The sequence below is a fragment of the Bacillus sp. FSL W8-1143 genome (genome assembly GCF_037965155.1).
GTDB classification, from domain to species: Bacteria; Bacillota; Bacilli; order Bacillales; family Bacillaceae; genus Bacillus; species Bacillus pumilus.
In genome coordinates, this window is record NZ_CP150182.1 from 1,562,533 (window position 1) to 1,575,465 (window position 12,933).

General features: G+C 40.6%; 11 protein-coding genes. All 11 read left to right on the forward strand.

The window, feature by feature from the left end; genetic code table 11:
- The first annotated feature begins 17 nt into the window (after positions 1–17).
- The 11 genes from NSQ36_RS07765 (at position 18) to codY (ending at position 12,669) form a co-directional block, all read left to right on the forward strand.
- Positions 18–1,754 carry a glycosyltransferase gene (locus NSQ36_RS07765; protein ID WP_251191273.1) on the forward strand — a complete coding sequence of 579 codons (1,737 nt, stop codon included), beginning with the start codon at positions 18–20 and terminating at the stop codon, positions 1,752–1,754.
- On the forward strand, positions 1,751–2,026 hold the full coding sequence (locus tag NSQ36_RS07770) for a FlhB-like flagellar biosynthesis protein (protein WP_003211418.1): 276 nt from the start codon (positions 1,751–1,753) through the stop codon (positions 2,024–2,026). Before NSQ36_RS07765 ends, NSQ36_RS07770 begins: the two co-directional genes overlap by 4 nt.
- Before the next feature lie 176 nt (positions 2,027–2,202).
- Entirely contained in the window at positions 2,203–3,363 is a 1,161-nt protein-coding gene (gene sucC / locus NSQ36_RS07775) for an ADP-forming succinate--CoA ligase subunit beta (RefSeq protein WP_003211841.1), read from the forward strand.
- Between the two features lie 22 nt (positions 3,364–3,385).
- A complete protein-coding gene (sucD, locus tag NSQ36_RS07780) occupies positions 3,386–4,288 on the forward strand; it encodes a succinate--CoA ligase subunit alpha (RefSeq protein ID WP_003212080.1) in 903 nt (300 codons plus the stop codon).
- A gap of 63 nt (positions 4,289–4,351) precedes the next feature.
- A complete protein-coding gene (dprA, locus tag NSQ36_RS07785) occupies positions 4,352–5,254 on the forward strand; it encodes a DNA-processing protein DprA (protein ID WP_050945050.1) in 903 nt (300 codons plus the stop codon).
- A 193-nt stretch (positions 5,255–5,447) separates the two neighbouring features.
- Positions 5,448–7,523, forward strand: coding sequence for a type I DNA topoisomerase (topA, locus tag NSQ36_RS07790; protein ID WP_003212237.1), 2,076 nt, complete (start codon positions 5,448–5,450; stop codon positions 7,521–7,523).
- Positions 7,524–7,593: 70 nt separating this feature from the next.
- Complete coding sequence (gene trmFO / locus NSQ36_RS07795) at positions 7,594–8,898, forward strand: FADH(2)-oxidizing methylenetetrahydrofolate--tRNA-(uracil(54)-C(5))-methyltransferase TrmFO (protein ID WP_003212444.1); 1,305 nt, start codon at positions 7,594–7,596, stop codon at positions 8,896–8,898.
- A 62-nt stretch (positions 8,899–8,960) separates the two neighbouring features.
- Positions 8,961–9,878, forward strand: coding sequence for a tyrosine recombinase XerC (gene xerC / locus NSQ36_RS07800; protein ID WP_003211704.1), 918 nt, complete (start codon positions 8,961–8,963; stop codon positions 9,876–9,878).
- Positions 9,879–9,892: 14 nt separating this feature from the next.
- Entirely contained in the window at positions 9,893–10,438 is a 546-nt protein-coding gene (gene hslV / locus NSQ36_RS07805) for an ATP-dependent protease subunit HslV (protein WP_003211247.1), read from the forward strand.
- A gap of 16 nt (positions 10,439–10,454) precedes the next feature.
- Entirely contained in the window at positions 10,455–11,855 is a 1,401-nt protein-coding gene (hslU, locus tag NSQ36_RS07810) for an HslU--HslV peptidase ATPase subunit (RefSeq protein ID WP_003211907.1), read from the forward strand.
- A gap of 34 nt (positions 11,856–11,889) precedes the next feature.
- Positions 11,890–12,669, forward strand: coding sequence for a GTP-sensing pleiotropic transcriptional regulator CodY (gene codY / locus NSQ36_RS07815; RefSeq protein ID WP_003210838.1), 780 nt, complete (start codon positions 11,890–11,892; stop codon positions 12,667–12,669).
- Positions 12,670–12,933 lie beyond the last annotated feature (264 nt).

Here is a 12,933-nt window from a genome sequence, read left to right on the forward strand (position 1 = left end):
TAAGGAGGCTGCCTGTGATGACAAGAGTTGAGGACATACATACAGCACTGAATAGCCGGTTAAGTGCGGCAGAATCTGTGCCATTAAACACCGAAGGAAAGGAAAATGTGCATCGGCTGATTCTCGGTAAAGTACTGAAAATGCTTGGAGATGATACAGCCCTTGTTCAAATAGGCTCAACAAAAATAAAAGCACAGCTAGCGGCTCAGCTTAAAGCAGACGCATTTTATTGGTTCCAATTTGAACAAGAGGGTGGAGACAGCCTCAATAAACTAAGGCCAGTCCAGCAATTTGATCAAGATCCTAAGACATTAAAGGATGCCGCTGCCAAACTATTAGAAGGTCTCTCCCTGAAAAGCGGACTTGAAAACATTCTAACAGCCACAGCTTTTTTAAAAGAAAAATCGGTTATCAACGAAACAGAGTTAAAAACGGCAGTGAAGTGGATCGAACAGCTTCAAGGAGCTGATGTGAAAAAAGGTCTCCAGGCACTTCTATTTGCTTTAAAGAAAGACTTGCCGATTCAGGAAGGAGTGCTTCAATCCATTTTAGCTGTGAAATCATCCTCTGCTCTTCATCAGGATATGACAGCGCTGCTAGAACGCTTAACACAGCTCCCGAAGCACTCAGACGCCACACAGGCGCTTACACAAGCCGTTCGATCAGTCATAGATGCTGAGACGTCTGTCCATGCAGAAAAGCTCTTATCGGTCCTTCTAGCAGCGAGAGAAGGGGCGACGAAGCAAGGAGGAAGTCTACCTGTAACGCCTCAGCCCAATCTGACTCAACCAAAAGAAAATAGCCAAACTCCAATCGCTCAAGAGCGTCAGACGACCCAAGTTCTTCAATCTAACGTGCAGCAGTCAACAAGTCCAAAAGAGCTGCACATCCCGCCTCAGCAAATTGAGCGGATACTTACAAGTTTAATAAAACAAGGCGCAGATGGGCAGCAAGAGCCTAGCTTAAAACAGCTCACATCATTGCTGCAAGGGCTTCAGCAGGCTGGATCTCAGCCTGACGCAAAAGCATCTGTGCTTCAAAAAGAATTTCCGTTCCTGTCAAAAACAGAGGCAAAAGCATTGGCTCAGGTGGTGCAGCAGACGGAACCCGCATTAAGCAATAAAACCGATGTGCTCGATTTACTCATGACGATGAAAAAGGCAATAGGTGTACGTGACGAAATCGGTATGCTGAAACTACTCGAAAAAGGCAACCAGGATGTAAAAAATCAGGAGCTTCACCAATTAAAGCTCGTCTTAAATGATGTGAGACAGTCCGATTTACCAGAGCCCGTAAAAAAAGAAGTCGATCAATTGTTTCATAGATTGAACGGGCAGTTATTTGTGCAGCAGGAGAACCAAACCATCAGCCAAATGATGGTCTCTTATCCGCTCTTTTCAAAACATAGTGTTCAAGATTTAACCTTTATTCTAAAAGGACATAAGAAAAAAGATGGCTCTATTGATATTTCTCAGTGTCGCCTTATGTTTTACTTAAACATGGAAAACCTCGAAGAAACATTAATCGACTGTACGATTCAGCAAAAGGTCATGTCAATTACAGTTGAAACCGGTCATGAACTTCAAGGAACCATTAATCCAATGATTCCAGCAGTTCGGGAGAATTTAAATGCCTTAGGATACAGCCTTACGGGAATTACAGCAAAGAAGAGACAAGAGCCAGTAGATCCGTCTCACTTTCTAGATGAACACTTTCATAAAATCAGCGAGAAAGGGCTGGACTTACGAGTATGAAGGATTCAAAACCGCTTAGAAGGGCGGTCGCTCTACATTATGATGAAGAAAAACAAAAGGCGCCAAAAGTCGTTGCAACAGGGAGCGGCTATGTAGCAGACCATATTATTGAAGAAGCAAAAAAGTCGGGAGTTCCTATCCAAGAAGACCGTAATTTAGTTGAACTCATGCGCCACTTAACGCTGGATGAGGAGATCCCTGAAGCGTTATACGATACTGTAGCAGAAATATTTTCGTTTATCTATAGGTTAGATCAAAAAATGAAAAAATAAGGTAAAATAAGTGTTTTGAATGAAAAATTTATATTTTTAATAAAATAAAAGTTTGAATGTTTAGAAGGATTTTACGATTTTACATAGAACCCTAGACATTCTCTTTTTTATTCTTTAAAATGAAAGCGCAGTCTATTTTATAATTTTTGTTTCTACATATGTTGGGAGGATGGGAAATGAATATCCATGAGTACCAAGGAAAAGAAATCCTAAGAAAATATGGGGTTTCAGTTCCAAATGGTAAAGTAGCATTTACACCTGATGAAGCAGTGAAAGCATCAGAAGAGCTAGAAAGCTCTGTATATGTCGTAAAAGCACAGATTCATGCAGGCGGCCGTGGTAAAGCAGGCGGGGTAAAAATTGCAAAAACAAAAGATGAAGTGAAAGGGTTTGCAGAGGAATTGCTCGGCAAAACACTTGTCACACATCAAACTGGGCCTGAGGGGCGCGAAATAAAACGCTTACTTATTGAAGAAGGCTGCGATATTCAAAAGGAGTACTACGTTGGACTTGTTTTGGACAGAGCGACATCAAGAATTGTATTGATGGCTTCTGAAGAAGGCGGTACTGAAATTGAAGAAGTAGCAGAAAAAACGCCAGAAAAAATCGTCAAAGTGGTCATCGACCCAGCGATTGGATTGCAAGGCTATCAGGCGAGAGAAGTAGCGTTTAAAATTAATATTCCAACAAAATTAGTTGGCCAAGCTGTTAAGTTTATGACAAGTCTTTACAATGCGTTCGTTGAAAAAGATTGTTCAATTGCTGAGATTAATCCACTTGTTGTAACAGGCGATGGAAAAGTCATGGCACTTGATGCGAAATTAAACTTTGATAGCAATGCCTTATATAGACAAAAAGATATATTAGAATACCGTGACCTTGATGAAGAGGATCCAAAAGAAATTGAAGCATCTAAATATGATCTAAGCTACATTTCTCTAGATGGAAATATTGGTTGTATGGTCAATGGTGCAGGTCTTGCGATGTCTACAATGGATATCATCAAGCATTACGGCGGGGACCCTGCAAACTTCCTGGATGTTGGCGGCGGTGCAACAGCTGAAAAAGTAACGGAAGCATTTAAAATCATCTTATCTGATCAAAATGTAAAAGGGATTTTCGTGAACATTTTTGGCGGCATCATGAAATGTGATGTCATTGCAGAAGGTGTCGTTGAAGCGACGAAACAAGTCGGCTTAACATTACCACTCGTTGTACGTCTTGAAGGAACAAACGTTGAATTAGGGAAGAAAATCCTGAGCGATTCAGGCTTAAATATCACTTCTGCTGAGTCTATGGCTGACGGGGCAGAAAAGATTGTATCTTTAGTCAAGTAGAGCAGAAAGGCAGGGAACCTAAATGAGTGTATTTATTAATAAAAATACGAGAGTAATTGTTCAGGGGATTACCGGTTCAACCGCATTGTTCCATACAAAACAAATGATTGAGTACGGAACAAATATTGTTGGCGGTGTCACACCTGGAAAAGGTGGAACTGAAGTAGAAGGAGTTCCTGTATTTAATACAGTATCTGAAGCTGTTCAAACAACTGGAGCAAATGCTTCTGTTATCTATGTACCAGCACCATTTGCAGCAGATGCCATTTTAGAGGCTGTTGATGCAGAAGTCGATCTAGTCATTTGTATTACAGAACATATTCCAGTACTTGACATGGTCAAAGTAAAACGGTATATGGAAGGGAAAAAGACAAGACTTGTTGGCCCTAACTGCCCAGGTGTCATTACACCTGAAGAATGTAAGATTGGGATCATGCCAGGCTACATTCATAAAAAAGGTCATGTGGGGGTTGTTTCTCGTTCTGGAACGCTTACATATGAAGCGGTACATCAGCTTTCAGAAGCTGGCGTTGGTCAATCGACAGCTGTAGGAATCGGCGGAGACCCTGTCAATGGGACAAACTTTATTGATGTATTAAAAGCATTCAATGAAGACCCTGATACACATGCTGTCATTATGATCGGTGAAATTGGCGGTACGGCTGAAGAAGAAGCAGCTGAATGGGTAAAAGCAAATATGACAAAGCCAGTTGTTGGCTTTATTGGCGGTAAAACGGCGCCTCCAGGAAAACGCATGGGACATGCTGGTGCCATTATTTCTGGTGGTAAAGGAACAGCTGATGAAAAAGTAAAAACAATGCGTGAATGTGGAATTGAAGTGGCAGAGACACCATCTGTCATGGGAGAAACTTTGATTAAAGTACTAAAAGAGAAGAATCTCTTTGAAGCTTGTAAAACGCATTAATGACACAAGAAGACTTGTTCTTTGACAAGTCTTCTTCTTTCTATCTTAAACAGGAGGAATGGTATGTACAACGTGTCCGAAAGAATGATTTTTCACCGCTTAAAAGGCCTCATCTCACCCTCTTTGTTAACAAAATGGTGGAAAGTCGATCCTGAGCTATATATAAATGAAGAAACACATCATTTCAAACAGGATCGATCATTACAAACAATCGACTTTACCCGCTTAAAACAAGCCGAAGAAAAAGAATTCCCCATTTTTCAACACATCGTTCAAGCCTATTTAAAGCAAAACATTCACATGATTCCCATCACATCACCCTTATATCCCAGCACACTAAAACATATTTATGATCCTCCCCCTGTGTTATTTCTAAAAGGAAACATATCGTATTTAAATGAAGAAAAAAGTTTAGGTGTAGTAGGCACACGAGTTCCATCGTCTTATGGAGAAGCATGTGTGAAGAAAATTGTTGGTGAGCTTGTAAAGGAAGAGTGGACGATTGTCAGTGGCTTAGCAAAAGGCATTGATGGACTTGCACATAAAGAGTGCATTAGGAATAAAGGGAAAACGATCGGTATTATAGCAGGCGGATTTCAGCACTTATACCCAAAGGAACATGTGCAAATGGCTGAATACATGGGCGAGCATCATTTGCTTTTATCTGAGCATCCGCCTTACGTCAAACCAGAAAAGTGGCATTTCCCTTTGAGGAATCGTTTAATTAGTGCGCTCACAAGTGGAACCATCGTGATTCAGTGCAAAGAAAAGAGCGGTTCACTCATTACCGCCTATCAAGCACTTGAGCAAGGCAAAGAGGTATTTGCGGTTGCAGGATCAATCTTTGATCCTAATTCCACAGGTCCAGCCAGACTTATACAGCAGGGGGCAAAGCTTGTTCATTCAACGAAGGATATTTTAGAGGAATTCTCCTTCCGCAGCGTTCAATATACTGAACTCTCATAAAAATATCGTTTGACAAAAGACATAGGAATATTTAATAATAGTGAGGATTTAAGTTTACACTTTGTTTTTCGTGTTTATAATGATGTTCATCATAAAGAATTTTTCATGATTGCCTGTTAGATAGGTGCAATTAACATAAATATGAATTGTGAAATGTATAAAGAGAGAACACCTCTTAAGGGGGATTTTGAGTATGGCTGATTATTTAGTCATCGTTGAGTCGCCAGCCAAGGCGAAAACGATTGAGCGTTATTTAGGTAAAAAGTATAAAGTAAAGGCTTCAATGGGGCACATAAGAGATTTACCGAAAAGTCAGCTTGGTGTTGACACTGAGCATGACTTCGAACCGAGGTATATTACAATTCGCGGGAAAGGCCCCGTATTAAAAGAATTAAAAACAGCTGCGAAAAAAGTAAAGAAAGTCTATCTCGCAGCTGACCCCGATAGAGAGGGAGAAGCGATTGCTTGGCATTTAGCGCATAGCCTTGACCTTGACCTCTCTTCTGACTGCCGCGTTGTCTTTAACGAGATTACAAAAGATGCTATTAAAGATTCCTTTAAGCATCCACGTATGATCAATATGGATTTAGTTGATGCACAGCAGGCAAGACGGATCTTAGATCGTCTCGTTGGGTATAAAATTAGTCCGATTTTATGGAAGAAAGTGAAAAAGGGCTTAAGTGCTGGTCGTGTTCAATCAGTTGCACTCCGCCTGATTATTGATCGCGAGAATGAAATTAATGAATTTAAACCAGAAGAATACTGGACAATTGACGGTACATTCCTAAAAGGAAAAGAAAGCTTCGAAGCGAGCTTCTTTGGCGTCAATGGCAAAAAGCATCCACTGAAAACAAAAGAAGATGTAAAAGAAATCCTTTCGAAACTAAAAGGGAGCAAATTCTCTGTAGAGAAAGTGACGAAAAAAGAGCGTAAACGCAACCCAGCTGTTCCGTTTACAACATCTACTTTACAGCAGGAAGCTGCGAGAAAATTAAACTTCCGTGCGAAAAAGACGATGATGATTGCACAGCAATTATATGAAGGAATTGATCTTGGTAAAGAAGGTACAGTCGGACTCATTACATACATGAGAACGGACTCAACACGTATTTCCAATACGGCGATTGAAGAAGTATCTGCTTTCATTGATCAGACGTACGGTAAGAATTTCTTAAATACAACAAAACGAACCGCTAAAAAGAATGAAAATGCACAAGATGCTCACGAAGCCATTAGACCGACATCTACGCTAAGAAAACCAGCAGATGTCAAACATGTTTTAAGCCGAGATCAGCTTCGTCTGTATAAATTGATTTGGGAACGATTCGTCGCAAGCCAAATGGCGCCGGCTGTTCTTGATACAATGAGTGTGGACCTTGATAATAACGGGCTTACATTCCGTGCTAACGGAAGCAAAGTGAAATTCCCTGGATTCATGAAGGTATATGTAGAAGGGAAAGACGACCAGCTAGAAGAAAAGGACAAAATGCTGCCTGATCTTAAAGAAGGTGATACGGTTCTTTCAAAAGATATCGAACCTGAACAGCACTTCACGCAGCCGCCTCCGCGCTACACGGAGGCAAGACTTGTCAAAACGCTTGAAGAGCTAGGTATAGGCCGTCCGTCTACGTATGCACCAACATTAGATACGATTCAAAAGCGCGGCTATGTCGCACTTGATAATAAACGGTTTATCCCAACAGAGCTTGGGGAAATTGTTCTCAACTTAATCATTGAATTCTTCCCTGAAATCATTAACGTGGAATTCACAGCGAAAATGGAAAAAGAACTTGATAGCGTTGAAGAAGGTACGATCGAATGGGTTCGTATTATCGACAGCTTCTATCAAGACTTTGCAAAACGGGTCGAAAAAGCGGAAGCAGAAATGCAAGAAGTTGAGATTGAGCCTGAATACGCCGGAGTTGACTGTGAAGAGTGTGGACATCCGATGGTGTACAAAATGGGTCGATACGGTAAGTTCATGGCTTGCTCTAACTTTCCTGACTGCCGTAACACAAAACCAATTGTGAAAGATATTGGTGTGAAATGCCCGACATGTCATGAAGGAAACATTGTTGAACGAAAATCTAAGAAGCGCCGCATTTTTTATGGCTGTGATCGTTTTCCAGAGTGTGAATTCGTCTCTTGGGACAAACCGATTGAAAGAAAGTGTCCAAAATGCGAAAATATGCTTGTAGAGAAAAAGCTGAAAAAAGGCATGCAAGTTCAATGTGTGAATTGTGATTATAAAGAGGAACAACAAAAATAGCGGTGAGCAGCCTTGTTCACCTGCTTTTTTATGTCATCAAACAGAACTTACGAAATAGGAGAGTTGTACAATGAGTCAATTTGTAAATGTGATCGGAGCAGGTTTAGCTGGAAGTGAAGCGGCATGGCAAATTGCTAAACGCGGAATTAAAGTCAACTTGTATGAAATGAGACCTGTCAAACAAACGCCAGCTCACCACACAGATAAATTTGCAGAGCTTGTATGCAGCAATTCACTGCGTGCCAACGCTTTGACAAATGCGGTCGGTGTATTAAAGGAAGAAATGCGTCATTTAGATTCAGCGATTATCGCAGCTGCAGATGAAAGCTCAGTTCCTGCTGGCGGAGCGCTTGCAGTAGATCGTCATGAATTTGCAGCAAACGTTACTGATCGCGTAAAAAATCACCCGAATGTGACAGTTTTTCAAGAAGAAGTGCAAAGCATTCCAGAAGGTCCAACAATTATTGCGACAGGCCCACTTACATCTGAAGCACTTTCAAAAGAATTAAAATCGTTAACTGGTGAAGAATATCTGTACTTCTACGATGCAGCGGCTCCTATCCTAGAGAAAGATAGCATTGATATGGATAAGGTGTACTTGAAATCACGTTATGACAAAGGAGAAGCTGCTTATTTAAACTGTCCAATGACAGAAGAAGAATTCGATCGTTTTTACGACGCGCTTATTTCTGCTGAAACTGTGCCATTAAAAGAGTTCGAAAAAGAAATCTTCTTTGAAGGCTGTATGCCAATTGAAGTCATGGCGAAAAGAGGAAAGAAAACGATGTTGTTTGGTCCGATGAAGCCAGTAGGACTTGAAGATCCGAAAACAGGAAAAAGACCTTATGCTGTTGTTCAATTAAGACAAGATGATGCAGCAGGCACTTTATATAACATCGTCGGCTTCCAGACACACCTGAAGTGGGGCGACCAAAAGGAAGTATTCCGCTTGATTCCAGGTCTTGAAGAAGCAGAGATTGTTCGTTATGGCGTGATGCACCGCAATACATTCATTAACTCACCAAGTCTTTTAAAACCAACGTATCAGTTTAAAAATAGAGAAGATCTATTCTTTGCCGGACAAATGACAGGCGTTGAAGGCTATGTCGAGTCCGCAGCTTCCGGACTAGTGGCTGGAATTAACGCCGCTCGTTTTGTCAAAGGAGAAGAGCTTGTGACACTTCCGGAGGAAACAGCGATCGGCAGCATGGCTTATTACATCACATCGACAAACAAGAAAAGCTTCCAGCCAATGAATGCGAATTTTGGTTTGTTGAAAGATCTTGGTGTTCGCATTAAAAACAAACAAGAGCGTTATGCGGAGTACGCTAAGCGCGCAATCGAAACTATTCAAACTATTTCGAAATCTCTGTAGTAAATCATTGCACGGAAAGCAAGATATGTGATACCATTTAAAAGCCTTAAAGAGGTGTAAAAATGACGAATAAACAGCGTCTTGTCCACTTATTCATTGAATATCTGCAAATTGAAAAAAACTATTCTGCTTTAACCATCTCAGGATATACAGAAGCGATTGAAGAATTTGTCAGATTTATGAACGTTCAAGGAATAGACGGTTTTGAAGAGGTATCCTATCAAGATACGAGAATTTATTTAACAGAAGCTTATGAAAAAGGCCTGACAAGAAGAACGATTAGTAAGAAAGTCTCTGCGCTTCGCAGCTTTTATAAATTTCTATTAAGAGAACAGCTTGTGAAAGAAAATCCTTTTTTACTCGTTAGCTTACCAAAGCAGGATAAGCGAATTCCTTCATTTTTGTATGAAGAGGAACTGAAAGAGCTTTTTACAGTTTCTGATGTCAGCACACCGCTTGGGCAAAGAAACCAAGCGATTTTAGAACTTCTTTATGCAACAGGTATGAGGGTCAGTGAGTTATGTTCATTAAAAGAATCTGATCTTGATTTATCGATGGATACAGTGCTTGTTCATGGAAAAGGCAGCAAGCAGCGGTATGTTCCTTTTGGTTCATATGCTCATGAAGCGCTCATCACTTATTTAGAGGATGGAAGGCTAAAGCTGAAAGCGAAGGGGAATGATCGTGCTGATGCATATGTGTTTTTGAATCAGCGCGGGGCGCCTCTTACAGACAGAGGCGTTCGATTCATTCTCACTGAACTAATGAAAAAGGCGTCAGGCACATTACATATCCATCCTCACATGTTAAGGCACACCTTTGCCACACACCTCTTAAATGAGGGGGCAGATTTGAGAAGTGTTCAAGAACTTCTTGGTCATTCGAATTTATCATCAACTCAGGTGTACACGCATGTATCAAAAGATTCTTTAAGGAAAACGTACATGTCTCATCACCCAAGGGCTTTTAAACGATCCTAAAAGGAGGTTTTTTCATGTCATCATTTCATGCAACAACCATCTTTGCCGTTCAACACAAAGGAAAAAGTGCGATGGCTGGAGACGGTCAAGTCACTTTCGGGCAGGCTGTCGTGATGAAACACACAGCAAAAAAAGTGCGCCGTCTTTTCGGAGGCAAGGTGCTTGCAGGTTTTGCAGGTTCAGTAGCAGATGCATTTACACTCTTTGAAAAGTTTGAAACGAAGCTTGAAGAATATGGTGGTAACTTAAAGCGGGCAGCCGTAGAACTAGCAAAAGAATGGCGTAGTGACAAGATGCTTAGACAGCTTGAGGCCATGCTGATCGTTATGAACAAAGACAGCATCCTGCTTGTCTCTGGGACAGGAGAGGTCATCGAACCAGATGACGGTATTTTGGCCATCGGCTCAGGCGGCAATTATGCGCTTAGCGCCGGGAGAGCACTCAAAACACATGCAGGTGATCATCTCACAGCAAGAGATATTGCAAAGGCAGCTCTTGAAACCGCTGGAGAAATCTGTGTCTACACGAACGATCAAATCACTTTAGAAGAGCTTGAATAGAAAGGACATGAGACGTATGGAGAAAAAGCCGTTCACCCCAAGAGAGATAGTTGAAAAGCTTGATCAATACATTATTGGTCAGCTTGATGCGAAAAAAGCAGTGGCGGTGGCTTTAAGAAACCGTTACAGAAGAAGCCTTTTACATGATAAGCTAAAGGATGAAGTCGTTCCGAAAAACATTTTAATGATCGGCCCAACAGGTGTGGGGAAAACAGAGATTGCCCGCAGAATTGCAAAAATTTCTGGTGCGCCTTTTATTAAAGTGGAAGCGACGAAGTTTACTGAAGTTGGTTACGTCGGCCGTGATGTAGAATCGATGGTCAGAGATCTAGTTGAGACAGCGATCCGAATTGTCAAAGAAGAAAAGATGAAAGACGTTCAAGAAGAAGCAGAAAAACAAGCAAATAAACGTCTTGTTCATTTACTTGTTCCTGGCAAGAAAAAAAGCCAGTCTGTGAAAAATCCTTTTGAGATGCTGTTTGGTGGTTCTGATGAAGATGACCGTGATCGAGATCAATCAAGTGAAGAAGTTGAACTTGAATCGACAAGAAAGCGAATCGCTCATCAACTGGCTATGGGCGAACTTGAAGATCATTACGTCACGATCGAAGTCGAAGAGCAGCAGCCATCCATGTTTGATATGCTTCAGGGCTCGGGTATGGAGCAAATGGGCATGAACATGCAGGATGCGCTCGGCAATCTCATGCCTAAAAAGAAAAAACGCAGAAAGCTGACCGTCAGAGAAGCAAGAAAGGCGTTAACAGCTGAGGAAGCTTCAAAACTGATTGACATGGATGAAGTCAGTCAAGAAGCTGTCTATAAAGCAGAGCAGCAAGGAATTATTTTTATCGACGAAATCGATAAAATCGCTAAAAGCGGTGGTGCATCATCTGCAGATGTTTCTCGTGAAGGGGTTCAACGTGATATTTTACCGATTGTAGAAGGTTCAACTGTGATGACGAAATATGGGGCAGTGAAAACAGACCATGTGCTTTTTGTAGCAGCAGGTGCATTTCATATGGCAAAACCATCAGATTTGATTCCAGAGCTTCAAGGGCGCTTCCCAATTCGTGTAGAATTAGATAAATTAAGTATCGAAGACTTTGTGAAAATCTTAACGGAACCAGATAATGCATTATTAAAGCAATATAAAGCTTTACTTGAAACAGAAGGTATATCTCTTGAATTTTCTGACGATGCTATTCATAAGATTGCCGAAGTGGCTTATCATGTCAATCAGGAGACAGATAACATCGGTGCAAGAAGGCTTCATACCATACTTGAAAAGCTGCTTGAAGAGCTTTCATTTGAGGCGCCTGATATTACACTAGGGACAGTGACCATTACCCCTCAGTATGTAGAAGAGAAGCTAGGAAAGATTGCGAATAACAAAGACTTAAGTCAATTTATACTTTAACAAATGAATAAAGTAATCTAGGAGGATCATTAATATGGCGTTACTACAAAAAACAAGGATTATTAACTCAATGCTGCAAGATGCAGCGGGGAAACCAGTTAATTTTAAGGAAATGGCAGAAACGTTGAGAGATGTCATTGATTCAAACATTTTCGTATTAAGCAGAAGAGGGAAGCTTCTAGGCTACTCGATCAACCAGCAGATTGAAAATCCGCGTATGAAGAAAATGCTTGAAGACCGTCAGTTCCCTGAAGAATATACAAAAAGTCTATTTAACATCCCTGAAACATCTTCAAATCTTGACATTAACAGTGAGTATACAGCTTTCCCGATTGAGAACCGTGATTTATTTGAATCAGGTTTGACAACCATTGTTCCAATTATCGGAGGAGGAGATCGTTTAGGGACGTTAATCCTGTCTCGTTTGCAAGATACATTCAAAGATGATGATTTAATTCTTGCTGAATACGGTGCAACAGTTGTTGGAATGGAGATCCTTCGTGAGAAATCAGAGGAAATCGAAGAAGAAGCAAGAAGTAAAGCTGTTGTCCAAATGGCGATTAGTTCTCTTTCATATAGTGAGCTTGAAGCCATTGAGCACATCTTTGAAGAACTTGATGGTAACGAAGGGCTTCTAGTGGCAAGTAAAATTGCTGACCGTGTAGGAATCACTCGTTCAGTGATCGTGAACGCCTTACGTAAGTTAGAAAGTGCAGGCGTCATCGAATCTCGTTCTCTTGGAATGAAGGGAACGTATATCAAAGTGTTAAACAACAAATTTTTAATTGAACTTGAAAATTTAAAATCTCATTAATCAAAAACCCTTTTCAGCCAAAATACAAGCTGAAAAGGGTTTTTTTTTATAAAAAAAGAGGATTTGTCCGAAAAATGACACTCTTTTTTCCAAGAAAACCCTTACAATTCTTAGTTCTTTGAATCTAGGTCTTTATACCTATTCGTAAAATAGATATATATTACGAGTTTTTTTTACATATACATCATAGACTTTAATCCTATTATTTCTTACAATGAACATATGGTTTTACAAATCTCGACATGATTAAATGGAATGAAATAC